22 protein-coding genes are annotated in these 23,990 nt (G+C 42.7%); 3 read left to right on the top strand and 19 right to left on the bottom strand.

The window, feature by feature from the left end; genetic code table 11:
* Positions 1–69: 69 nt before the first annotated feature.
* The 8 genes from P8610_RS08225 to P8610_RS08190 all read right to left on the bottom strand — a co-directional run bounded on the left by P8610_RS08225 (position 70) and on the right by P8610_RS08190 (position 6,949).
* Complete coding sequence (locus P8610_RS08225) at positions 70–603, bottom strand: chromate transporter (protein WP_394603936.1); 534 nt, start codon at positions 601–603, stop codon at positions 70–72.
* The gene (locus P8610_RS08220; RefSeq protein ID WP_394603935.1) at positions 600–1,199 is read right to left on the bottom strand and encodes a chromate transporter; all 600 of its coding nucleotides are present in this window, start codon (positions 1,197–1,199) and stop codon (positions 600–602) included. Before P8610_RS08220 ends, P8610_RS08225 begins: the two co-directional genes overlap by 4 nt.
* 176 nt (positions 1,200–1,375) lie before the next feature.
* Complete coding sequence (locus tag P8610_RS08215; protein WP_289494348.1) at positions 1,376–1,855, bottom strand: GlcG/HbpS family heme-binding protein; 480 nt, start codon at positions 1,853–1,855, stop codon at positions 1,376–1,378.
* 21 nt (positions 1,856–1,876) lie between these two features.
* A complete protein-coding gene (locus P8610_RS08210) occupies positions 1,877–3,340 on the bottom strand; it encodes an aldehyde dehydrogenase family protein (protein ID WP_394603934.1) in 1,464 nt (487 codons plus the stop codon).
* A gap of 96 nt (positions 3,341–3,436) precedes the next feature.
* Positions 3,437–4,156, bottom strand: a complete 720-nt coding sequence (locus P8610_RS08205) for a TenA family transcriptional regulator (RefSeq protein WP_289494346.1) — start codon at positions 4,154–4,156, stop codon at positions 3,437–3,439.
* A gap of 154 nt (positions 4,157–4,310) precedes the next feature.
* Positions 4,311–5,774: a hypothetical protein gene (locus P8610_RS08200; protein WP_394603933.1), complete on the bottom strand. Its 1,464-nt coding sequence runs from the start codon at positions 5,772–5,774 to the stop codon at positions 4,311–4,313.
* A gap of 38 nt (positions 5,775–5,812) precedes the next feature.
* Complete coding sequence (locus tag P8610_RS08195) at positions 5,813–6,577, bottom strand: creatininase family protein (RefSeq protein WP_394603932.1); 765 nt, start codon at positions 6,575–6,577, stop codon at positions 5,813–5,815.
* Between the two features lie 39 nt (positions 6,578–6,616).
* Complete coding sequence (locus P8610_RS08190; protein ID WP_394603931.1) at positions 6,617–6,949, bottom strand: 2Fe-2S iron-sulfur cluster-binding protein; 333 nt, start codon at positions 6,947–6,949, stop codon at positions 6,617–6,619.
* Positions 6,950–7,180: 231 nt separating this feature from the next.
* Here P8610_RS08190 and P8610_RS08185 point away from each other — a divergent pair, with 231 nt between their 5' ends.
* Positions 7,181–7,516, top strand: coding sequence for a hypothetical protein (locus tag P8610_RS08185; RefSeq protein WP_289494342.1), 336 nt, complete (start codon positions 7,181–7,183; stop codon positions 7,514–7,516).
* A gap of 64 nt (positions 7,517–7,580) precedes the next feature.
* On the opposite strand, the gene P8610_RS08180 is transcribed toward P8610_RS08185, so the two are convergent.
* The 3 genes from P8610_RS08180 to P8610_RS08170 all read right to left on the bottom strand — a co-directional run bounded on the left by P8610_RS08180 (position 7,581) and on the right by P8610_RS08170 (position 11,275).
* On the bottom strand, positions 7,581–8,960 hold the full coding sequence (locus P8610_RS08180) for a hypothetical protein (RefSeq protein ID WP_394603930.1): 1,380 nt from the start codon (positions 8,958–8,960) through the stop codon (positions 7,581–7,583).
* Positions 8,961–9,083: 123 nt separating this feature from the next.
* Positions 9,084–10,598, bottom strand: a complete 1,515-nt coding sequence (gene argH / locus P8610_RS08175; protein ID WP_394603929.1) for an argininosuccinate lyase — start codon at positions 10,596–10,598, stop codon at positions 9,084–9,086.
* Between the two features lie 152 nt (positions 10,599–10,750).
* Positions 10,751–11,275, bottom strand: a complete 525-nt coding sequence (locus tag P8610_RS08170; protein ID WP_394603928.1) for a type 1 glutamine amidotransferase domain-containing protein — start codon at positions 11,273–11,275, stop codon at positions 10,751–10,753.
* Positions 11,276–11,415: 140 nt separating this feature from the next.
* Between P8610_RS08170 and P8610_RS08165 the strand changes: the two genes are divergently transcribed.
* Together P8610_RS08165 and bglX are read left to right on the top strand one after the other, a co-directional pair.
* The gene (locus tag P8610_RS08165; RefSeq protein WP_394603927.1) at positions 11,416–11,643 is read left to right on the top strand and encodes a hypothetical protein; all 228 of its coding nucleotides are present in this window, start codon (positions 11,416–11,418) and stop codon (positions 11,641–11,643) included.
* 214 nt (positions 11,644–11,857) lie between these two features.
* Positions 11,858–14,029 (top strand): beta-glucosidase BglX, encoded by a 2,172-nt coding sequence (bglX, locus tag P8610_RS08160; RefSeq protein WP_394603926.1) that lies wholly within the window; start codon positions 11,858–11,860, stop codon positions 14,027–14,029.
* A gap of 37 nt (positions 14,030–14,066) precedes the next feature.
* Here bglX and P8610_RS08155 read toward each other — a convergent pair whose 3' ends face one another.
* The 8 genes from P8610_RS08155 to P8610_RS08120 form a co-directional block, all read right to left on the bottom strand.
* Complete coding sequence (locus tag P8610_RS08155) at positions 14,067–14,507, bottom strand: hypothetical protein (RefSeq protein ID WP_394603925.1); 441 nt, start codon at positions 14,505–14,507, stop codon at positions 14,067–14,069.
* A 442-nt stretch (positions 14,508–14,949) separates the two neighbouring features.
* The gene (locus P8610_RS08150; RefSeq protein ID WP_394603924.1) at positions 14,950–17,361 is read right to left on the bottom strand and encodes a beta-galactosidase; all 2,412 of its coding nucleotides are present in this window, start codon (positions 17,359–17,361) and stop codon (positions 14,950–14,952) included.
* Entirely contained in the window at positions 17,358–18,578 is a 1,221-nt protein-coding gene (locus tag P8610_RS08145) for a glucoamylase family protein (RefSeq protein WP_394603923.1), read from the bottom strand. Before P8610_RS08145 ends, P8610_RS08150 begins: the two co-directional genes overlap by 4 nt.
* A 29-nt stretch (positions 18,579–18,607) precedes the next feature.
* Positions 18,608–18,730, bottom strand: coding sequence for a hypothetical protein (locus tag P8610_RS08140; RefSeq protein WP_394603922.1), 123 nt, complete (start codon positions 18,728–18,730; stop codon positions 18,608–18,610).
* Positions 18,731–18,795: 65 nt separating this feature from the next.
* Positions 18,796–19,746, bottom strand: a complete 951-nt coding sequence (locus tag P8610_RS08135; RefSeq protein WP_394603921.1) for a carbohydrate ABC transporter permease — start codon at positions 19,744–19,746, stop codon at positions 18,796–18,798.
* 15 nt (positions 19,747–19,761) lie between these two features.
* Positions 19,762–20,622, bottom strand: a complete 861-nt coding sequence (locus P8610_RS08130) for a carbohydrate ABC transporter permease (RefSeq protein ID WP_394603920.1) — start codon at positions 20,620–20,622, stop codon at positions 19,762–19,764.
* On the bottom strand, positions 20,600–22,882 hold the full coding sequence (locus P8610_RS08125) for a DUF5696 domain-containing protein (protein WP_394603919.1): 2,283 nt from the start codon (positions 22,880–22,882) through the stop codon (positions 20,600–20,602). The genes P8610_RS08130 and P8610_RS08125 overlap by 23 nt, the downstream gene beginning before the upstream one ends.
* On the bottom strand, positions 22,875–23,990 hold a 1,116-nt coding region (locus tag P8610_RS08120; protein ID WP_394603918.1), incomplete at its 5' end, for a YIP1 family protein. The genes P8610_RS08125 and P8610_RS08120, both read right to left, overlap by 8 nt.

Raw genomic sequence — 23,990 nt, 5'->3', positions numbered from 1 at the left:
CCACCTGTCATTTGCTGTTTGGTATACAAATTATATCCTTAATCGCTTATAAGGGCAATTTATGTCACCTCAATGCGAGAGAAAGATTCCTCCATAGAATAAGGAAGCAACGATTACGAGTGCTGGATGAATCTTCAATTTCTCCAGCAATAGCAGACTTCCTAGCCCAAGGATAAGCAGATGAAGAACTCCAATATCCTCGAAGGCCGTTAAAAAGAATTGAAAAGCTAAAATACCTAGAAGAATGGCAATAACAGGCTGAACTGATTTGGTCATCCACTTTACTTGTGGTGCATTCTTAAAATGATTAACAAAAGCAAACAGAATGATAACGGCAATCGCAGAAGGTGCGACCGTTGCGATCAGGGCGATAACTAATCCCACAACGCCACCTACTTCATAGCCAATATACGCTCCCATCTTAGTTGCAATCGGTCCTGGCAACACGTTTGCCATCGCTAAAAGATCACCAAATTCTTTTAAAGTAAGCCAGTTGAATTGATTGACCACTTCATTTTGAATCAACGGTATGGTAGAAGGTCCCCCACCATAACCGAGTATGTTAGATATAAAAAATGCCCAAAAAATGTCCCAATAGATCATAGTTCTTCCTCCCGGCTTCTAACAACCCTTTTTTTCCAAAATGCCACTTTTCCACTTTCCTTATAGGTGCTCCATACAAAAGCACTGGTGAGGAAAAAGATGATCACGAATCCAGGGTGAAGGTTTAGTACCTGGATGATGCAAAGAGAAAAAAGAGACATGCCAATCATCCATTTGTTGCCGAGCCCTTGTCTTCCTTTTTGAAAAAATTGATAGGCCATCACGGCAAGCATCACGCCAACTACAGGAGCAACCCCATGAATCATGCCTTTGACTACTGGAGAATTTTTAAACGCATACAAGCCGCCTAGCAATCCTATCATAGCGATAATAGATGGAACGATATGAGCCATGATAGCAATAAACGCACCAAGAGGTCCTTTAATCTTATAGCCGATATAAGCTGCCATTTTTGTCGCGATAGGTCCAGGAAGGGTATTTGCGAGTGCAAGTGAATCCCCAAATTCTTCTTCTGTCATCCATTTGTATTTTTTTACAGCTTCATATTCAATTAAGGGTATAGTTGATGGGCCGCCACCATATCCCGTCACTCCGGTTCTTGCAAACCCAACACAGAGTTCCCAATATGTCCGCACACAAAACACCTACTTTCTTTTCATGAGTTTCTAGTAACTTACGGTTGATTTTTAAAAATTAATATTTTACAGATGTCCTTGCATGAAAACCAACCTTTTTTAACAGACCGCTTCATAAAAACACATGAAATAAACGGAGGGATATTCTCTATAAATAGAAAATATCCCGCTTTTTCTTATACTTTTATATCTGCTTCAACGAGTACTGGATGTCCAGTTTCTGATAATTGATCATGAAGCGCTTGAAGAGCAGCCGTTCCAACAGCCGTATCTTGTTCACCATTGCCTCCTGAGATTCCAACTCCTCCTACTACTTCCCCGTTCACAACGATTGGAAAACCACCTACGAATACAGCAAACTTTCCTCCTAGCATATGCTGAATGCCGAAAGCTTCGTTTCCTGGGAGTGCTGGACCATTTGGATAAGCATTAAACAAATGGGTAGATCTCTTGTGTCCAGCAGCCGTAAAGGCTTTTGCAATTGCAATTTCTGGACCTGTAATGCGCGCACCGTTCATTCTCTCGAGGGCAATTACATAGCCACCATCATCAACAATTGCAATCGTTTCAAGCACATTGATCTCTTCCGCTTTTTGTTTTGCAGCTTCTATCATAACTTTTGCTTCTTCTAATTCGATTTTAATAGCTGTTCTCATTGTATTATCCCCCTTACTCTTTTAATATCCAACATAGACCGTCTTGGTTTGTGTGAAAAACTCGAGACCTACTCTACCGGACTCACGGAACGTCGATGTACTTGATTTTTTTAAGCCTCCAAACGGTGCGTTCATCAGGTTTCCTGTTGTCGTTCTGTTCACTTTAACTGTTCCAGCTTGAATGTTTTTAATAAATTGTTCAGCTAGCTGTATGTTATTTGTCACAATAGATGCAGACAATCCATACTCAATATCATTAGCGATATTAATCGCTTCTTCATAAGAATTTGCTTCCATAACAGCCACAACTGGACCAAAGATTTCTTCCTGTGCGATTCGCATGTTAGGTGTGACGTTCGAGAATACCGCGGGGCTTACATAATACCCTTTTTCGAATTCAGACGATGTAAGGTGCTCGCCGCCACATAAAAGTTCTGCCCCTTCGTCGACACCGATCTGAATATAGTTTAGTACATTCTTTAACTGTTTTTCATTAGCAAGTGGTCCGATGAACGCATCGTTATTAAAACCATGCCCCACCGTTAGATCCTTTGTTCGCTGTACTAGTTTTTCTAAATAAGCCTCTTTTACAGAACGCATAACAATAACACGACTTGTTCCCGTACACGCCTGGCCAGTAAGAGAAAATCCTCCATTAATTGTTAACGAGACCGCTTCATCCAGATCAGCATCATCCATAACAATAAGGGGATTTTTACCTCCAAGTTCCATTTGTGTTCGTGTTGTCATGGAAACCGTACGATGAATTTCTTCTCCAGCACGTGTTGATCCTGTAAATGTTACCGCTCTGATCGCTGGATGTTTTACAAGAACTTCACCAATTTCAGACGATGAACCTGTAACAAAATTCAATACGCCAGCTGGAATACCCGCTTCATGAAAGGCTTCTGCTAAACGGTAGCCAATCAGCGGTGTATCAGATGAAGGTTTAAATACGACCGTATTTCCTGTAACGAGTGCCGGAGCGATTTTACGTGCAGGAATTGAGAGCGGAAAATTCCAAGGTGTTATAACCGAAATAACACCGAGCGGCTCTTTTTCGGTATACACTCTCATCTTAGGATCGTCACTCGGAAATGTTTCACCTGTGTAGGTCTGGCCTTCAACCGCATAAAAGCGAAGGGTATCCGCGGAACGTTTTACTTCTCCTAAACTCGCTTTGTAAGGCTTTCCTTCTTCTCTCGTTAATTCTTCTGCAATTTCGTTCAATCGGCTCTCTAGTAGATCCGCTGCTTTATTTAGCAGTGCAGCTCTTTTAGAAGTGGATAGAGAAGACCACGCTGGAAATGCATTTGCAGCTGCTTCAATGGCTCTCACTGCTTCTTCTGAAGAAGTAGATTGAAAGTTTCCCACGACTTCCTCTTTGTTTGCAGGGTTTAAGCTTTGAAATGTTTTGTTCGTATCTGACTTTACCCATTGCCCGTTAATATAGTTGTCGTACGTTTTCACTTGAGTGGACAGCATACAGAATCTCTCCTTTTTCTTCGATATAAAAAATGATGGCAGCTTCCCTCATAGCGAGAAACTGCCTTTTATCAGGTAGCTAGTTATTTTAGTAGTTTACGATTTTACTGGATCCAGGTCTTTTGCAACATATGTGCTATAAAGACCGTCCATGTACATGCGGCGCATCTTTGCACCTGTTCTTACAACTTCTAAACAACGCTGCTGTAGCTCAACCGTGTCTGCACAATCTAACACGATCTTGTATCCCCGCTCACCGTGAATTTCATCGGATACGATGTGAAGATCAAAGAATTCAATCTCCTCATCACTGAATCCATATTTTTCACGTAAAACAGGCGTTTGTTTACGATAGATGTCTGGCACTTGAGACTCAAGTCCAACAACTAAAGCAGCCGTTGCAACAACAAAGTTCTCACGCATCGCTACTGCATAGCACCAGCTTTGCAATCCAAGCGTTGTTGGTGCAATGTTATGTGGATCTTCTACTCGTTCACGAGTTGTTCCGCACGTTTCTGCAAAACGGATAAGCAAGTCCGTATGTCTGTCAGCTGCGATTTCTTCTTCATACATATTTTGAAGAGTGAAATCTTTAGCATCCGTATATTTTTCTGGAGTACTTGCATAAATGTAAGCCAGATAGTCTGCAAACGGTCCTACATAGTGATAGTGGTTTTCTGCCCAGCGAGCGAAATGCTCACGAGTTAGCTTACCTGTTGCCCAAGCTTCTGTAAAAGGTGCTTTCTGACTATGATTACCTTTGATCGCTTCTTCTAATTGCTTACGGAACTCATCTTTAGATAATAATTCTGCCATTGTGGAACTCCTCCTTAGAATAGTAACCGTGGTATGTATGCTTGTATTACATCCACTTGGTATTTTGTATTTGGTATACCAACTTTAACACTATAGTACCTCTTATCTTTTTGTTAAGTCAACCCTTTTGTATGAATTTTCTAACTATTTTTTCTTACCAAATGAGTATAGCTAAGAATGTTGCTAGAAATAAGCCTGTTATAACCGGTAAAAAATTCTTTCGCGCCAAGTCCAAAACAGAAACACCACAAAATCCTGCAACGGCCACTAGTGAAGACCACGCGATAATCGTTCCTCCTCCAGTCCAGATCGCACCCATCTGACCTATGGCTGCTAACGTTGTTGGATCGATTCCGGTTCCTTGATGAAGAGCTCCCGCTAACGCACCCGTTAATGGCAGTCCAGAAAAGCCCGAACCATCGAGTCCTGTAATGATACCGATGATTAGAATGCCGAACGCTGTTAAAAATCCGTTTTGAGGAATTGTGCTTTGAGCAGCTTGTACAAGATCAAACAAAAACGCTGGTTTCAATGCGTCGTCTGCTAATGAAAGAATGCCCCCTGCGAAATCACCGGAACCAAGGAAAAAGAATCCTGCAATCGGTATTACAGGCCCCATAGCACGAAACGCAAATACAAATCCTTCTGTTATATAATCGCTGATTTTATCAAGTGCATGCATACGTGCAAAAGCCAGTGAGGCTAAGACAAGTAATACTATTGCTACTCCGCCTACAAAAGCAGCTCCGTCTCCACCCTCAAGTGCGACAGCTTTTCCACCCAATTTAGTAGAAAACATGTACAGCATAACCGCCAGCATTGACAGAGGAACAAGCACAGCGAACACTTTACTCCAAACGTTTAACTCTTTGTCCGAGATATATTTTTCTGTAGTAGCAGATACTTGTGATGCGGTTTCAAGTTCAAGTTGCAAATTGTATGCGCTTACATGTTCTGATATATCGTTTTTTACTTCACTTGGCTTTTTGATATCTTTTCTAATCATGAGATAGATAATGCTTAATGCCGTAACTCCTGTAAATAAAGACATAACAAAAGCCTTTGTGGCTACCACTTCTGTCGATACACCTGCTGCTTTTGCAGAAAGCATAGGGGCAACTTGCATGATGTAGTCAGAAGACAAAGCCATGCCCTGTCCTGCCATTGCAACCGCCATTGCTGCACCCATCGCCGGCAAGCCTGCACGAATAGCTGCAGGAACTAGGAGTGCACAAATGAGCGGAATCGCTGGAGTCGGCCAAAAGAACAGTGAAATGACAAAAGTAATTCCGATTAAAACTAGAAAAGCAACGTGTCCATTTACCATAATCCGTTGAATCGGAGCGATCATCTTTTGATCGGATCCTAGATCTTTCAATGATTTTAATAATGCCACCATAAACGTAATAATTAGAAATATACTAAACAACTCTTTTGCAGCCACAAGGTTTGCATTAAAGACTGCTTTTAATCCGCCGATCATCGATCCTGAATAGACCCATGCCACAAGCAGTGTTCCAAGCAAGGTTGGCAGGACTACCCCTTTACGAAAAAGCATTGTTGTGATTACAGCTAATGTGACAAATGCATACAACCAATGAGCAAATGTTAACTCCATCCTAGCACCTTCTTCCTATTTGAAATAAAAAAGGAATATCAGACTTCTATTGTTGTTAACTCCAGTATTTCTTTGATTGTTTTTTCAACATTGTTCAGTGCTTCTTCAACAATTTCTCTGCCTATTTCTTCGCTTGCTTGAGTAGCGTCCCCAATACATCCATTCACTGTCATTTCTTCATATTGATAGGGACCTTGAACAGCTTTATTCGGTCGCAACTCACGCCAGATACCAGGCTGTATGTCACCTTTTTGCAGACGATCCAGCTTAACTAAGTAAGGGGCAAGATATAGCGCTTCGGAAACTTCACGCTCACAGCTGTGCCCAAATAAAGGTGATTTCACATAAGTTGAAATGGCGTTTTTAGCAGAAGCTGTTGTTTTTGCATAATAGATTTTAACGTTTAGTTCATGAGAAAGTTCTAAACTTGCTACACTTAGGGTCGATTGATTGCCACCATGTGCGTTTAAAAGTAAATAATTCGATATTCCGTGGGTCTTTAAAGATTCAATCATATCCTTAATGATAGATATGAGTGTGGATGGCCGGAGCGAGATCGTACCGGCAAAATTCAAGTGATGATGGGACACTCCCATGTTTACCGTTGGAGTTACGATTACGTCTGGATATAATCGTTCAGCTAGTTTAATCGCCATTTTTTCTGCTAGTACACTATCACAGCTTTCAAGCATATGCGGACCGTGCTGTTCGTGTGCACCAATTGGAATGATGGCTAATTTCACCGTCTTTAAGGCTTTTTCCACTTCTGGATAGGTCATCTCTGTTAAGAGATAGGAATTCACTTGCGGATCACCCCTTTCTCAATCATTAGACAGTTCGCATTACTTTGCGGCTAGTTTGGAATATTGTATACCTTTCAAGTTAAAATTTTTATCCTGTACCAATTCAAGATCATCTCTTACTGTCAGCTGGCAAGTTAAACGAAAACCTTCCTGAAGACGATCTCCAAGCATCTTTTCCTCCTTCCAGTTAGGCGGATTTAACTGCTCAGCCCCACCTGTCACTTTGCATGCGCACTTCGTACATTTCCCCATGCCACATCCGTATCTTAATTTCGGAAACTGTTTAATGCCCGCTAAAACAACGAGATTGCTATTTTCTTTCACTTCTTGCTCAATAAGTTCTCCATCTTGAAATAAGCGAACAGTTGGCATTTTGTACACCTCTTCCTTGGGTTTAAAAGTTTGAAATTTCTGAAACTTAGTTTTGATTATATCATTTGCGTGCTTTTTGTAAAATGCAAATTTCGTAAAAATAGAGAGATATAACAGGAATAAGGTCTTTTTTACTAAATATTCAATCTATTTTAAAAATAATTGATTTCATAGTTTCGGTTAGGTAAAATAGAGTGTATGGTATACAAAATACAATAGTGAGGTGTAGAAATGGAAAAATATATTATTTTAACGAACAAAGATACGTATCAAACAACCATTAAAGGTGAAGGGTTAGAACCGGTTGAAACTTATGATTTTATCTTTTTTGAAGAAATAAAAGCAAGCTACACCATTGCCAAAGTAACAGATGATTCTATTAAAATCAGACTATATGAAAAGTATGAAGGAAAAGAATTTGTAAATGAGATTCGTGTGAAGTTCTTTGAATCCTTTGAAACAGTAGAAGGTGCACGAGCAGAACTGGATGAGATGATTGCCGCTTCTGGCTCCGGTCCAGATTCAAAATATACGAAACTTGTACTCCGAGAAACATCCGCTGTTTAATTAAATTAAAGAAGCAGCTCCCTGAACATACAGGGGGCTGCTTTTTTGTTTGGTCTGTATAGCTTTAAAAGATAACTTGTAAAAGCAGAATGAATGCCATCAATAAACCAAGATAAGCCATTGTAAACGGTGCATTCCAGTTTGATAGTTTATAAGGGCTCTCTTCTACTATTGTGGCCATCAGTCCAATCGTTGCGTTAAAAGGCCCCATAAGAAACGCCCCCACGGCACCGCCCAACATGGACAGCGTCAACAGCTGACTTGAAATCTGCAGTGATGCAGGATCAAGTGATTCAGCCATTAATGCCACAGCTACTGCTGGGTGCAGTCCCATAAACGCTAGAATCAGTGGAACGATCGGGAGCAAGACTAAAAATACCTCAACGCCTATTGCATCCTTTATCTGTAATAGTCCCACATTGAATAGGTGATCGGTGTTAGAAAATTTCATTGCAGATATAAAGAACCCTGCTGATAAAAAGATGACAAACTGTCCGCTCATTTTCACGACATGCGTTTGAAAATGCTCTCCCATTCCTTTTATAAAGGATTTACCTTTTCTTAGAAGTAAGCTCCAAAAAAAAGCAACTGGTATAACAAGCAGCGTTACAATAAATAGAAAACTATACGATGTACGATATTCAATAATGGATACGATCAGGTTAAATAGGATTAAGGCAATTAAAATGTGAAACAATCTGCTTGTCCGATTTGCTTGTATCGCATGAACTTCAATTGCGGCAGCTGTTTCTTTTTCAGTAAACATGGCTGATTTCCGATGTTTATGATACTGACGAGTGGCAAGCAGCCAGTCAAGTGTTAGTCCCATCAAACTTAACGGGATTAAATAAGGAAGCATAGACGCCCAGCTTACACCATTCATTTCAATCACAATACCAACGATTGGCGTGACCGGTGTCCAAAGGAGCGGCATAGAAAAACCGTGTGTGATGGCTCTGCTCATAAAACGATATTCATTGGCTACAGAATAGTGCGCTAAAGAAGGTTTTATCGCGTGATAGGTCATAGGTAAGCTAGCTAAATTGATAAAGCTGCTAAAAAAGTAAGAAAGCCCTGATGTCATAAAATAAAGCTGCTTCGGGTTTCTGACATTCTTTCTGATTATCTCTTGTATAGATTCAGCATAGTTTCCTAATCGGATGGGATAAGCTAGAAGCGGAACAACCATAAATAAACACAAAAGGTTCAGCATGGGTCCGAATGACAGCAGATAATCATTCCATCTTGCATCACTTGACCAAAGCATAGCTAGTCCCATTATTAGAAAGAGTGAGCTTATGAATGTAACCGTCTTCCCTACTCTTTTTACATATATCGCAACAATCAGCAAACAAAGCGTAGATACAGCCAATTGCAACAGTTGAGCGGGAAAGACAACGGATAATAAATATAAAGCCATACAACTAATAAATAATAAATACATCATCATATCACCACATGGCGCTTATTTTTCTGAATTATATTACAAAAAGGATGAATTGGGAAGTCTTAGAAAAAGAAAAGAACCTGCAGTAAGATTGAGCGGCAACAGGTTCTTGGATGAATGCTATGGAGTTCCTTCGGCCATAAGCTGCTGGACTGCGTCCATTAGGAGTTTTTGTGCGAGTTTTAGTCGTGCTTTTTCATTGAAGAGTGATGTTTGTACTCTTTGTATATAGTCATCCCGCTCTTCGGCCATCCTCCTCACCTCATTCGGATTCGGTCCGCCTTGTATGCTTCGCCGCCGTACAAATTCAATGGGACAGATGATCTCTTTCCATTCTTTTTGTGTGAGGTATACATTTTGGTGGCTACGAATGAGTTCATTAACTGTTTGCAGTCGTAGTTCGTAAAGCTCGATACTTTGTTGTGAGCATTTTTTAGCAATGGCACTTGCGATTTGATGGGCTGTTCGAAAAGGCACATGTTTTTCTTTTGCAATATAGTCGGCGAGCTCGGTAATCGTAATGCATGACGTTTTTGCTCGTTTGAGAGCTGTTTCTTTGTTTACTTCCATCGTACGAATGACCGCATGCATGAGGTACATCACCCGGTTTGCTTTTTCGTAGCTTCGATAAAGATGTGGCTGAAGATCATCCTCTGTATCCACGATATCGCCGAACGGAGTGTTGTGAATCATGTGGATGGCTGCGAGTGCTTCCCCTGCTGATGAACTGGCAAGTGAGCGAGAGTGCTCGATAGAAACAGGGTTTCGCTTTTGCGGCATAATGGAGCTGATTTGTACGTATGGGTCAGCAACTTTTAAGATGTTATGTTCACGTGTCACGAGTTGAAGGAAGTCTTGGATCCACCTGCCGCTGTTCGTCATCAGAGTTAAGACTGCTGTTGCGGATTCTATCAGGTAATCGGCCCCAGCAACTGCGTCATAGGAGTTTTCAATGAGTTTGTGAAAACCGAGCAGTTCTGAGACGCGTTTTCGATTTATGGGAAAGCTTGTTGTTGATAAGGCCGCCGCACCCATTGGAGAAGAGTTCACTGTTTCGTAAGCGGAATGAAGTCGTTTGATATCACGCAGAAGTATGTCTAAGATCGCCGTTAAATAGTGGCCGAGCGTTGTCGGCTGTGCAGGCTGGGTGTGGGTGTACGCGGTTATAATGGTCTCGGCATGTTCGTTGATTTTTTCTAATAGGGCTGTTGCTAGTAAGAGTGAGCTCTCTGTGAGTGTGATGATGTGTTTCCTTAATGCGAGACGGTACATCGCGATTCCCATGTCGTTTCGGCTTCGTGCCATGTGCATTTTTCCGGCGAGGTCTGGTCCAATTTCGTTGCTGATTTTGTGTTCTATCATGAAAAAAAGATCTTCAAATTGAGAGTCATATTGGAGGGACTGCGGGTCAATTTTGGCGACAGATTCTACTCCTTGCAGAATGGTTGCAGCTTCTTTTTGTTGCAGAATGTTTTGTTCCGCGAGCATCACAACGTGTGCACGGTGAATATTAAACATATGTTTAAAAAGATAGTCTCTTTGATCGCTAAAAACGGGGCGCAGCAAGTGTTCTACGTAAGTTTTACCTGGAAACTCCGTGCCCTCTTGTTTAATAAAATCGTCTTGGGATGGCATGTCTTTCACTCCTAACGATGAAGGAATACGTGTTAGTAGTGTATAGCGATCGAGGTGGGTTGGGAACTCGGTTTTACACTATAGCTCGTTCCAAAAAACAAAAGAAAAACACCCGAATTACATAAAGATCGGGTGTTCACCTCTACTTAATATTATTTCTTTTCCAAAACCGCAACAAATTCTCTCATATAATCTGGCAGATCTGGCGGACGGCGGCTAGAAACGAGATGGCCATCAACTACAACCGGTTCATCGATCCACTCAGCACCAGCGTTCTCCATATCATCCTTGATTCCTGGCGTGCTTGTTACTTTTTTACCTTGTAAAACTTTTGCTGACACGAGAACCCAGCCTGCATGACAGATCTGGCCGATCGGCTTGTGCTGTTCCTCCATGTGCTGAACCATGGCGATCACTTCTGGAAAACGGCGCAGCTTGTCCGGTGCCCATCCGCCTGGAACGAGGATCGCGTCATACTGACTTGCATCTACATCTCCAAAAGCAAAATCAGCTTCAGCGGGAACACCATATTTTCCGATATATGTTTCGCCCGCCTTCTCACCAACGAGTTCAACCACGGCTCCTTCTTCACGCAACCGGAGAATCGGGTACCACAATTCTAAGTCTTCAAAATCATGATGCACAAGACTTAGCACTTTTTTACCTTTTAAACGCATGTTTAACACACCTCCATTATTTTTATATCCTAATTAGCGTAACATGAATCTTGGTCAAGACACTATTCTTTCACCCCGACCTGATCTATGATACGATTTCTTAACTAATTCAAGCTATATATAGAGGGGGTATTTTTAAAATGGGAAAATGCACGATTGACCACACGTTAGAAGATGTGAAGCAAAAGCTAGCAGAACAATCAGCTTTTATGCCGCGTGAACTGGTGATGGAGGTTGGCGATTCTTTATCTGCTGACGCTGATCAAGACTACTTAAATGAAGTCTTTCATTTGTTGAAGAAGTATGACCTTGCGGATGAAAAGGAAAGAGAAAAACGTAATGCTCAACTTAATGAACTAGTAAAATGAGAAACCCGGTATCGAGACCGGGTTTTTGTTTTTTATCGACCACTAACTGAAAGATACCGCCTCTTTTTAGTCCTCTTTATTTTCTAGTGAATCGTTTCGATTTTTCATTGACTCTTAAAATGAAAGCGCTTATAATTTTTATAAAAGATTTATCGAAACGTTTCGATTAACTCGCCATCATACATTTAATAGAAATCCAGGAGGTACTTTCTTTATGCTTAAGCAGAACGTACAACACTTAATTCAAGATATGACATTAGAAGAAAAGATCAGCCAGTTGGTTCAGCTTGCCACTCCTTTCTTTAAAGGTTCATCTGATCAAGGTTTTATCACGGGTCCCATGCAGGAGATGGGGATTTCGGATGAAGTGATTCGCAATACCGGGTCTGTTCTTGGTGGATCAGGAGCTCGTGAAACGAGAAACATTCAAGACGCACATTTAAAAGAAAACCGTCATGGCATTCCTTTATTGATGATGGCTGATATCGTACATGGTTTTAAAACGATCTTTCCTGTACCTCTCGCGATCGGCTGCTCGTGGGATATGGATCTAGCTGAAAAGAGTGCAGAGATCGCTGCAAAAGAAGCTTCTGTTTCTGGTGTTCACGTTACGTTCGCTCCCATGGTCGATCTTGTTCGTGACCCTCGCTGGGGCCGTGTTATGGAATCTACGGGTGAAGATGGTTTCCTGAACAGCGAGTTTGCTCGTGCTTTCGTTCGTGGTTTTCAAGGGACAGATTTAACGAATGATAAAGACCGCGTGGCTGCTTGTGTAAAGCACTTTGCGGCTTATGGTGCACCTGAAGGCGGACGCGATTACAATACGGTGAACATGTCTGAACGCCAGCTTCGCGAATCTTATCTGCCTGCTTATAAAGCTGCGCTTGATGAGGGCTGTGAAATGGTGATGACGGCGTTCAACACTGTTGACGGAATTCCGGCAACGGCGAACAAGAAGCTGATGCGCGACCTTCTTCGTGATGAGTGGGGCTTTAACGGTGTGATCATCTCGGACTGGGGTGCTGTAAAAGAGCAGCTTCCGCACGGTGTGGCTGAAGACGAAGCAGAAGCAGCGTATAAAGCGCTCACAGCTGGTGTTGACATCGAAATGATGACAACATGCTACATCGACCACGTGAAGGAGCTTGTGGAAAGCGGCAAGTTATCTGAATCACTCGTTGATGAATCAGTAGAACGAATTTTAACGTTGAAGCAGAAGCTTGGACTTTTTGAAGATCCATATCGTGGTGCTGATGAGAAGCGTGCCGAGGAAGTCATTTTGTGTGACGAGCACCGTGAAGTAGCACGTGAACTCGCTGCTAAGTCTTGTGTTTTATTAAAAAATGAAGGTAACGTTCTTCCTCTTCAATCGACGCAAAAAATCGCACTAATCGGACCATTCGCTACAAATGGTGATTTAATGGGCCCATGGTCTTGGCAAGGTGCATTTGATGACGTGGTAAAAGTAGACACGGGTCTGTTGAAAAAATTAGCTGATCCTTCACTTTTAACAGTTGCTGAAGGGTGTGAGGTTGAGTCAGTAACGGCTGAGCAGATCGAGGAAGCCGTTAAAACTGCAAGTAATGCGGATGTAATCGTGCTCGCACTTGGGGAAGCTTCATTCATGAGCGGTGAAGCGGGATGTCGAGCTGACATTCGTTTGCCTGAACCTCAGCTTCAACTAATCCAACAAATGAAAAAGCTAGGTAAGCCGATCGTGACTGTTCTGTTTAACGGCCGACCGCTTGACCTGCATGGTGTTGCAGATCAAGTAGACGCTGTGCTGGAAGCTTGGTATCCAGGGACTGAAGCGGGTGCTGCGATTGCTGATGTTTTATTCGGAGACGTGAATCCGTCTGGACGTTTATCGATGTCGTTCCCCTACTCTGTTGGACAGGTACCTGTTTATTACAACCACTTCAACACAGGTCGTCCGCAGCCAACTCCGGATAATAAAGAGCGTTATCTGTCTCATTATCTGGATATTCCGAATGAGCCTCTATTCCCGTTTGGTTTCGGATTGAGCTATACAGAGTTCAAGTATGACGATGTGAAGTTGTCTAATAATGTGTTGACACAGGAAGACTCGATTACGGCTTCTGTAACCGTTACGAATACAGGCGATGTGCCTGGTGAAGAGCTTGTTCAGTTATACATTCGTGATATTGCGGGTGACGTCGTTCGTCCGGTGAAAGAGTTAAAAGGTTATAAGAAGATTGTTCTTGATCCTGGAGCGTCAGAGGAAGTTACGTTCGAGATCACAGAAGAAATGCTTCGTTATCACCATGAGAACCTTGAGTTCAAGAGTGATGATGGCAAGTTTGAGGCGTTTATCGGAAAGAACAGCCATGATGTGGTGAGTGTACCGTTTAAATTAGTAAAGTAATAGAAATTGTGGACTTCTCGTTTTGAGAAGTCCTTTTTTATGGATGCATTAATCCAATAAGCACGATTAGAAAAAGCAGCCATCCAAAAAAGACATAGCTTGCTGTTCGATTAAACGTTCTGACTTCATATGGTAATAACCATTTGACTTGAAAATAAGGAATGACAGAAATACCAACAATAAACACTGGGAAAAAGAACCCCGCAACTAAAGCAACGTTACCCAAAACCTCCAAGGTCATTTCACGGTCTGTCCCACCTGCAAGAAGAAGGATGAACCAAGTAAAATACACAAACCAAATCGATTTAAAAAATCGTTTTAATTCTTGAGTCGATTCACTGCGAAGAACACCTATTAGCACTATACAGCCCAACGTAAAAATCCACCATTCATTCAGATAGCTTGTCACAATGACAGTAACTCCGATTGCAGCGATAGAATTCCTTCTTATTTTGCTGTTTTTCTTTAACACATCCATTTTCACCGCTCCTCTATAGGTAATTTATACCAGTTAAAAGAGATTTGGTAAATATTTTTATTCGTTTTACGGTACGTGTTCTTATATTTATTACACGTTCGCGCAGACGTGGGCTCTTTTCGCTCAATAGATCCTCCGTTTCGCTCAGTGAACCTCTGTTTTCGCTCCAACAACAATGCGTTTCGCTCCAACTGCCTTCCTTTTCGCTCAAGCGCCCAATATCACTGGTAGTCCGCATAAAATTTACCAGTATTTTCTCTATAAAAAGTTTGAAGATGCTTACAATAGCTATAAATTAGAATAATGCTCAATTATATATACTTTTTTGTGTCTATTTTTAACTTCTATGATTAACTTTTCACCTAAATACAAAAAGCTGACTCCTAACAATTAACTATCTAAAAATAGAAAAAGACTGCTCCAAAAGAGCAGTCTTACCTAACTATCCCACCAAAACCCGCAACTGATTGTCCACTTTTGCGTGTTTTTTGCTTCGGACAAGCGTTAACTCATCATTTTCTTCAATTACATAATCTGCACTCGGTAAAATCTTCGTTCCAATATCAAACGCGATCACATCTTCCACTTGTGTTAAGCGGAAATCAATATGATCTGCACTCACACCTGTAACCTCTGCTGTCGCGTAAGCTATCTTCGCGTTGCCTGCTGCTAGATTCACAGGAAGCATCACACCGTCTTTGCTTTGCAACAACAGTTTCCTTCCACCAAACAACGCTTCTTCATCTTCATAAATGGTGAATTCCTTATCAAATCCATCTAGGTTCAGAATATGGATGAACCGTTCACCGTCAACATTAGAGGTAGACGTCATAAAGATTCCGTGATAATGACAATCGTTAGTAAGCTTTGCACGTGAACCCAATCGTTCAAGCGCTTTTTTAAAAAACGGCAGGTCGCAGCGGTAGGATCCTGCTACAACGATTGCACACCCGTTACCAATCTCAGATTCAAAACCGCATACATCATTTGATCCGTACACTCTTAAAATCGGAGTCACACCTTCTGCTACTTCAAACCCTTGCGCAAAACCAGATCGAATCTCTGGCTGCCCCGACGCCCAATTGTCTCCATAAATAGAAAGATAGTTTTTGTAGCGGTCACGGTGATAACCCTTGCTTGTCACCCCAAGCGCATCCGCTAGAATCGTACATTCCTTCCCTTCCATATCAAAAAGTGAAACCTCACCATATAGAAGAATTTTTCCGCCCGTGTTTAAATAGTTTACGAGTTTCTGCTGAATCGCACTGTCCATATAACGAGCAGACGGTAACGCGAGGACAGGCGTTTTCGTCACATCAAGGAGTTTGTTCTGAACATCGACCGCTGTAAACCGATAACCGTTGAGCAGCATTGCACGGCCCATGATCTCCCAAGCACCAGCACCGCGGTTCGCCTCAATGTTCGAGAGGATCTCTCGCATCACTTCACTCTTCGGATAACGATATTCTGTCATGTAATAGTCCGGGATGAACGCGAACGATACATTATCACGCTCTTCGTCCATTCGCGCGAGCTTATCACTTACTGCCATCACACTTTGGTTCACGCGTGACATGCGCGGGAACGTATAGTTGTAGTGGCCTTCTGGACCGATTGGTGCCGCAAAACCATGACGTTCGCCTGTTGAGGCGATGCGGTCGTTTCCGTCGTCAACAAGCGTATCAAGCCTAGCATTTTTTCCACCAGCAAAAAGATAATAGTTGATCAGTCGGTTTCCTTGAGCAAGGCACATTCTAAACTTAAAATCTGCAGCTGATGGATCATAGCGCTCACCTAGCGTCTCTCCAAAGTTTCCGTCACCACAATTGAACTCAACAGACGTTAACGGTTGATCTTCGTTATGAACGGCTTCCATCAGACCGTTAATGATGTAGAGGTCTTGGAACGTTTTCATGTCGAGGTCGCCAAAATAAATATCAGAGCCAGAGATGTATCCGGGTGCTTGTGTATATGTTTCATAAAGCTGACTGATTCCGATCGGGTACGTGAAGCCTCGTCCACCGCCTGTTCCGTGGATATTTACAACGAACGGTATGTCTTTCACGCCGAACTCTTCCGCGTACTCTCTTAAAATCGCAATGTATTTTGCGAATCGATAGCGCATGTAATAGCCAAGATCTTTTAACAGCTGTGCCGCATACTCTTCTTTCGGAGAACGGAATGCAGCATTTCGCTCAGCACTTTCTTCCAACGAAAATGGATAGCGGAGAGAAACGTTATCGCCGTATCGTTCGCTCAACCAATTTGAGAAATCGTTCAGCACGTTGTCCGTCAAATCGGGTGTGTTACTTACCCAAGACAGCATTCCGATCTCGTTATCAAGCTGAAACGCAATGATTTTTCCACCGTTTTGGTAAATACGCGGCGTGACAACTTCCATCACTTTTTCATAATACTTACGAACTTCTTGTAAAAATCCTGGTGCGAGATAATCCACGGTCGGCGTTGTTGGTTCGCTTTCGTCCCAACCAACCGGAATGATCTCAGGATGCTTCTCATACACCCAATATGGCAAGCCTTCGTTTTTCATCTCGGCCATGATGAATGGACCTGGACGAACGAAGAAATAAAAGCCGTTTTCCGTACAAAGGTCGATGAACCCGGCAAGGTCTGTTTTAGGACGTGTTTTACCCGTAAAATCAAACTGCCCTTCTACCGGCTCATGCCAAAGCCATGGCACATAAGTGGCCACAGCGTTACATCCTGTTTCTTTCAACTTGTCCAGCCGGTCTTGCCAATCACTTTTATCAAGACGGTAGTAATGAATCTCACCGCAAGTGATTAGAACGGGCTTACCGTCGATGATGATCTGTTTGTTCTTGATTTCAATCATTTTGCCGGACTTCCTTCTGTCTTTTTCCAACCTAACAGGTCAGCACCTTGTTTCACGTACTTGTTTTTCATAAACAGATCCCACACGAGACCAGATTGATAGTTCTCGATCATAAGAAGCGTGATACCCTTGTCGATTCCGATGACATGGTCTGCATACCAAGCTGGAGTTTCGTCCAGGTTATAAGAGTCTTGAAAACCATACTCACCCCAAAGCTGTGGATGTTCTTCGTAAAAATACTTCATCGCTGCGATCGACTCTTCTGGTGTGAACACGATCGATCCCGCTGCTCCAGTCGGTGCGATCGTCCCCTCGAGCTCAGGCGTACAGCCTTCATAATAAGGAGGAGCACCAGGTACGCGGTAGCCGGTCGGACTCGCACAAGCGGTTAAGCCCCACGCGTTTTCATGATATGTCTTGAACTCACTCGATTTTTCCATACAGAACGCACGGTTCGCAAGCGATGCTTTTACCGAGTTCTCGAACCAGTTGATTCCGTCTCCGTCGACGATATTTCTAAAATCGATAAACGCATGCGAATATTGGTGAACGAACATCGCATTGCCTGGCGCGTGGATGTACTCGTAATCTTTGTACGTTCCTTTTCTGCGTTCGAAGCCGTCATAAATTTTCACCGGAACTGGATGGGTAGGTGAAGCCACGCCAAGCACGTACGTCATCATCTGTTCTGCGTACATGTCCCAATGGTGGAAACCACCTGTTTCCGGGTTATAGCCCATGAAGAACTGGTTTACCGGCTCATCATAGTACACTTTCCAGTCGACACGAGCGTATATCTTTTCAAAAAGCTCTGCAATCTCGCCACCAAAGTATTCTGCGGACGTTACAGCACCACACAAAAAGATTCCGGTATCGATGATCGACGCACAGTCATACCATTCTTCGTTCTTTTTTCCCGTTTGCATGTTTAAGAAGTGGTAAAAGAAGCCGCTCGCGTGTTCCACGTTGTTCAGAAATGTTTCAAGAGTCCCTTTCGTACGTTCGTAGCCTTCTTCTTTCTTGATCCAACCACGCTCGATTCCGATAATGATTGCAGTTAATCCGAACCCGTTTGATGCGATACTTGCTACTTTTTTGTTCGCTGACTGATCCAGGATCAATCCGTATCCCGGGCTGTCTTTATCCGTGTTTGCTTCGTTCCAAAAAAAATCAAAGCATCCTTTCGCTTCAAGGTCCAATAGTTTCTGTGTATCCATCGTTTTTCCCCTCTCTTTTTGTGGTTTTTTTAAAGTGAAGATCGTTTCATTTCGCTCCAGGTGCTTCGCTTTCCGCGGGGCGACCGGTGAGCCACTTGCCGCTTTACGCCTTTAAGTGTCTCACCTGACCGCTCGTCCCGCAGGAGTCTCACACCTTCTGCTCCATTCCACTTTTTCTAAGAAGAATCTCACCAAAGAATGAAGACCCAAATTCACATTACTCCCCCGTAATCCCCGAACGGTCTACACCTTCAACAAACCAGCGCTGCGTGATAAAGTACACGATCAATAACGGCAGAATCGACAAGACGGTTCCTGCCATCTTAATCCCTTCGTTCAACTGATTACCGCCACTGACTCCCATCTCAGCTGGGAACATCTGCTGATACGTCGCAACGAACTTTTGCAGCTGCAGTGGAAGAGTCGTTAGTGCATCTCCAAAATAGATCGCCGCCAAATACGTCTCGTTCCAATACCAAACGAACGAGAACAAAAACGAGATGATGATCGCAGGCAATGCCATCGGTAAAGCAATCGTGAAGAAGATCCGGAAATGTCCTGCCCCATCGAGCTGAGCTGCTTCTTCCAGTGCTTTTGGTACCGCTCTAAAAAACTGATAAAAGATCAAGATAAAGATCGCACTGTTCAACCCTTGTCCGAACGTTGCCGGCAGCATGAACGCACTCAAACTGCCAAGGATGTTCAGCTCATTAAAGAAGATATATCTTGGAATGAGCGTCACTTGCGGCGGAATGATAAACGTCGCGAGTACAAGAACGAACATGATCTTTTTTCCTTTAAAATCAAAACGGGCAAGTCCGTACCCGACAACAGCGGCTACTGCGGTCTGTGCCAGTGCTGGTAGGACCGTCACATAAAGCGTTTCCATTAATGTTGAAAAAAAGTTTAATACCTTATTTGCCTGCTCATAGTTTCCTGTATAAAACTGTGTTGGAATCCAGTTTACAAGCGGGTTTAACAGGTCGTCCAAACTCTTAAAGCTATAAACACCCATGTAGAGAAGCGGATATAAATACACGAACCCGATCCCCACTAAGAGTCCGTAGATCAAGAGCTTATATAGAAGACCATCCGTCCCCTGCATGCCCAAAAACATTCTTTTCGTTTTAAAGTAATACTTGTTTACTTGCTGTGTTTTGGTTTGCACGTTGATCACATCCTCTTAGGTGTACTTTTTCTTTCTTTTTACCGTCATCACACCAACCGCGATAGCCAGCGCTGCAGCAATAATGAGAAAGTAGATCCAAGACAGAGCTGAGGCATAGCCATAGCCCGTGTCTACTTTAAACATGTTCTTTTGAATATGCTCAATGATCGGATTCAACGAGAATACAGAATACGTCACGATCGTATAAATCATGTTCACGATGATCATCGGAACGAGGCTTGGCAGAGTGATCTTCCAAAAGAACTCCCAATTGCTTGCCCCGTCGATTTTCGCGGCTTCAAAGATCTGCTTGTCCATCTTCTGAAGAGCAGCAAGGAAGATCAGAATCTGCACACCTGAATACCAAAGGATTACGATCAGGTTTTTAATCAGATAAAGCAATATACCGTTAAAGAAACCATCAGGGTTATCATTTAGCGCCTGATAAATGGCGTACTGTTCAATAGAAGGAATCGTCGTGATTCCTTGATCGATCAGCTCTTTGATCACGGGTCCGCTCGCGATAATAACGGGCAGGAAGAAGATTGTACGGAACAGGCCACGGAACTTGATCTTCTGGTTCAACAATAGAGCGATGATTAGCGAAAAGACAATGATGATCGGTACGGATATGACCATCTCTTCTAAATACGTTAAGACGCGGTCCACAAACGTCCCATCTACCGTAAAGGCATATTCATAGTTTCCAAACTTCACAAAGTTCGTTTTAATACCGTCCGTTGTAATCTTCACTTCTTGAAAGCTTAAAAAGAGCGAGTATAAAAGCGGAAAGGCGGTAAAGACGAGAAAGCCGATGATCCAAGGTGAAACAAACAGCAATCCTGTAAGGTTTCTATTGTTGCTTAGTCGTTTCATCGCTTTTGCCCCCTTCTGTTACCGCAAAATCTTTCGCTCCAACTTCCATACCGTTTCGTTTGTAAGAAGCGTTCGTATAATTGACGATGATCACTTTTCCGTTTGAGTATTCTACTTCAACTATTCCAGTCTGAGGAACATTTCGGCTGACAATTTCTTCGCCTTCAACCACACCAAGACTTTTCTGGATTTTTTTGTACTGATAGAGAATTTTTTCTTTCCAGATGGAATATTGGGATGTATAAACGTCTTTCGATGCTGTTTTGGCTAAGAGATGAGACGGTTCTTTCGTTAAAAGAAACGATGGATATGCTCCATACTCAATCATGCGCAGCATCTGATCTTCTGAATCTGACTGAAAGTTTGAGAATGGTGCGTAGTATGGCATGTATCCTTTTAAAACGATCTGCAGAAACGGCACGGTGTCTGTTTCAAACACATAGTTCGACGCGTTCATCGGAATGTCGAGATATCGGTCTGTTTGATTCCATAAATACGTGTTAGGCTCGTACAGAGCAACGTTCCCCACTGCTTTGTTCAGTGTGCCGAACAGCTTTTGATAAGTTTTGATCGTTTGATTACGCTCGCTCGATTTCTTACCGCTAAAGTCAGAGAAAAGCGTATAGCCGCTCGAATCAATCGCCACGTTCGAGATGCCGTATTCTTTAAATTCCTTTGCATCTTCTTTCGCGATCGCAAGAGATTTTTCTGGCGATAGATAATATAGAGTCTTCTTCTCTTCACTGTGTGAGATCGTTTCGGAACTGATTTTCTTCGCTACGTCCTTACTGCCAGAGTAACCGGATGCTCCATCATACGCTTTCGTGTAATCGCTATAAAAATAAAGCGGAATGTTATCCTTTTTAAGCGTGTCGATCGTGTTCTTCACGTCATCACTGTTCCCGAGTTCACCTTCGAACGGAAACTTGTTCGGAAGCGTTCCAGTCAGGCCGCCTTCTGACCAGCCTTTGTACACGACAAACAGATCATTGATGTCTTTTTTGAGCTCAGAAGTCATGCTTGGAATGTCTGCGACTTTCGTCATCGGCAGAACAGAGTCCCACAATAACCCTTCCTTCACTTCACCGCCTAAAAATTCAAGTCTCACACCTGTTTTGTCATCGTTTTTCCTCAGCTGCTTCGTATCTGTGAGATGCTTCTGATACGCTTTTGCCATCCCAACATAGTCAGCTTCGTCTTCTTGCAGGAACATATATCTCAGCTTGACGCCGAATGGGTTCTTCGATTTTTGATATAAGTTTAAGCCCTTCATGTTCTTACTTGTTGGCTGATAATATTCTTTTCGGAAATGAAATTCTGAAGAAATCCAGTTGAAGTCGGTCGAAACACCCGATGGATAAGCTAAGATGTCACCATGTGTATAGCCTTCTTCGATCACGGTTAAAAACGCGTTCTGCTTTACCCCGTGAACAGCACCAAACACAGGCATCTTAATTTGCTCAACTGGTGTTACCTTCCCATCTTTCTTCACTTCTGTTTTCTGGAACGCTTCGTCTTCACCGTAAATCGATGCGGTAAACGGTGCATCTGCTTTACTTCCCCTCTTCTCATAACGGATCAGCGCACCACTTCCGTCTGGTATGAACATGTAACCGTTAATGTCGTTCTCGTTTACCGCTCCTAAGAATGGATAAACACGCATGGAGATGAGCTTCGTGTACTTGTTTTCTTTGATTTCATTCTCCGGAATCGAAACGACAAGGTCGCTTCCTTGGAGCTCCACGTTCATTTCGAATTCGAGCTTTGACTGGTTCATGTAAAGAGAGGCTGTGAACCCTTTATCATTCATCTTCACACGGGGACGAGAATCATTCGTTGTGATGCTCTCGGTTTTTACCTTTCCGCGACGATCCATGTAATCAACGGTAATCGCGGATTGTGCCATCTGTTCCCACGTTTTGTTCAATCGGTATTGATCGGGTTGATCTAGTCCTGAGTTCCAAACATACTTGGTTTTCTTGTTCTGAACCTTAATCGCGAGCGTTTCTTCGTTCACATAAAGCGCAAGATTTTCATTTTCTGATGCCTTCTCAAAACCTTCAAACGAGTTTTTCTGTTTGATCGGAGCCACATCTGCTTTCTCAGGCTTCGTAAACGATGAGGAGGTATACTTCATCACGTTTTGACTACTTTCCGTTGGTACGGGAGGCTGCTCGGTACTTTTCTTATCATCTTGCGCGGCAAATACAGAGATCGGTACGAGCAAGGTAAGAAGGGCGATACTTATCTTTTTATACACGAAGAACAGCCTCCTTTATGATGGAATAAACAAAATCGTACACTTGGTCGATCAACACGAACACGATGAACACAACAAGAAGCATGATCACCATACCGAACAGCGTGACAAAGATGTTTCGGATTGTGTCTGAGAACGTGTAGTTATGAATCTCTTTTAACATGATGAAAAGAATGATCAGACACCATAAGTAGATGATGCGGATCGAGAAAACATAAATAAACGCTTCATTGTATGTGAGCACGTTCGATAAAAGGGTCAGAATCGGACTGAACACAAGGAACGGAGCGAGCGAATAGATCGTTCCGATATAGATGTCCTTGAACCTTCCTTCACCATCGTTAATTGTACTAACGAGATAGTTCACCACGATAAAAAGTGCGAGCGGTACGAGTAATAAGAGAAGCTCGCCGACTAAGTTCGCATCGCTGCTCACCGTTTTAAAGATAAATCCGGTATAAAACCGGCTGTAAATATACTCGACGATTAAAATGACATACAAAATCGTCGCAGACAGGATCGACGCATATCGTTTTCTTTTCAGATAATAGAAGCTGTCGATCGGATGACGGAAGAACTTGAACAGGAAGAACAGTTCTCCTATCAATCTCTGTTTCTTAATCGCGCCAATCTGTCTACGAGGCTGATCCAGAATGCCTTTCTTTTTGTCGATCAGTTTTACGACATAGTACAAAATGGCGAAGAAAATTAACGCGAATAACACCGTTTCCAGGTTCTCTTGCATCCACGCGTGACGTACTTCCCAGAACGAATCGGAATAACCGAACACGTCGTTTGCAAACTCGTATTCTTCTAACGCCTTATCATAGTCTTGCTGTTTGTAGTAAGCAGAGCCCATCGCAGAATGCGCAAGACCGAACGAAGAGTTCATCTCCAGCACTTCTTCCCAGTACTTCTGACTCTCGATATAACGGCCCTCTTTAAAAAGCGCGATGCCTTCGTGCACTTGTTTAGAAAAAGCAGTAGATTCAAAGACTTGGATCATACCGCGTTCTTTATCTGTCACATACAGTCTGCCGTCAGCATCGATCGTGATACCTGTCGGCTGTTTAAACAATCCAAGACGGTTCGTTCCATCGTCTTTTCC

This window comes from Fictibacillus sp. UD (genome assembly GCF_043558025.1).
Classification (GTDB): Bacteria; Bacillota; Bacilli; order Bacillales; family Fictibacillaceae; genus Fictibacillus.
This window is presented reverse-complemented; position numbering and strand designations above follow the sequence as displayed.

What these genes read in the sequence shown, in the direction of transcription:
- P8610_RS08225 (WP_394603936.1), bottom strand. Translation starts at nt 603, where the DNA reads ATGATCTATTGGGACATTTTTTGGGCATTTTTTATATCTAACATACTC.
- P8610_RS08215 (WP_289494348.1), bottom strand. Translation starts at nt 1,855, where the DNA reads ATGAGAACAGCTATTAAAATCGAATTAGAAGAAGCAAAAGTTATGATA.
- P8610_RS08210 (WP_394603934.1), bottom strand. Translation starts at nt 3,340, where the DNA reads ATGCTGTCCACTCAAGTGAAAACGTACGACAACTATATTAACGGGCAA.
- P8610_RS08205 (WP_289494346.1), bottom strand. Translation starts at nt 4,156, where the DNA reads ATGGCAGAATTATTATCTAAAGATGAGTTCCGTAAGCAATTAGAAGAA.
- P8610_RS08200 (WP_394603933.1), bottom strand. Translation starts at nt 5,774, where the DNA reads ATGGAGTTAACATTTGCTCATTGGTTGTATGCATTTGTCACATTAGCT.
- P8610_RS08190 (WP_394603931.1), bottom strand. Translation starts at nt 6,949, where the DNA reads ATGCCAACTGTTCGCTTATTTCAAGATGGAGAACTTATTGAGCAAGAA.
- P8610_RS08185 (WP_289494342.1), top strand. Translation starts at nt 7,181, where the DNA reads ATGGAAAAATATATTATTTTAACGAACAAAGATACGTATCAAACAACC.
- P8610_RS08180 (WP_394603930.1), bottom strand. Translation starts at nt 8,960, where the DNA reads ATGTATTTATTATTTATTAGTTGTATGGCTTTATATTTATTATCCGTT.
- argH (WP_394603929.1), bottom strand. Translation starts at nt 10,598, where the DNA reads ATGCCATCCCAAGACGATTTTATTAAACAAGAGGGCACGGAGTTTCCA.
- P8610_RS08170 (WP_394603928.1), bottom strand. Translation starts at nt 11,275, where the DNA reads ATGCGTTTAAAAGGTAAAAAAGTGCTAAGTCTTGTGCATCATGATTTT.
- P8610_RS08165 (WP_394603927.1), top strand. Translation starts at nt 11,416, where the DNA reads ATGGGAAAATGCACGATTGACCACACGTTAGAAGATGTGAAGCAAAAG.
- bglX (WP_394603926.1), top strand. Translation starts at nt 11,858, where the DNA reads ATGCTTAAGCAGAACGTACAACACTTAATTCAAGATATGACATTAGAA.
- P8610_RS08155 (WP_394603925.1), bottom strand. Translation starts at nt 14,507, where the DNA reads ATGGATGTGTTAAAGAAAAACAGCAAAATAAGAAGGAATTCTATCGCT.
- P8610_RS08150 (WP_394603924.1), bottom strand. Translation starts at nt 17,361, where the DNA reads ATGATTGAAATCAAGAACAAACAGATCATCATCGACGGTAAGCCCGTT.
- P8610_RS08145 (WP_394603923.1), bottom strand. Translation starts at nt 18,578, where the DNA reads ATGGATACACAGAAACTATTGGACCTTGAAGCGAAAGGATGCTTTGAT.
- P8610_RS08130 (WP_394603920.1), bottom strand. Translation starts at nt 20,622, where the DNA reads ATGAAACGACTAAGCAACAATAGAAACCTTACAGGATTGCTGTTTGTT.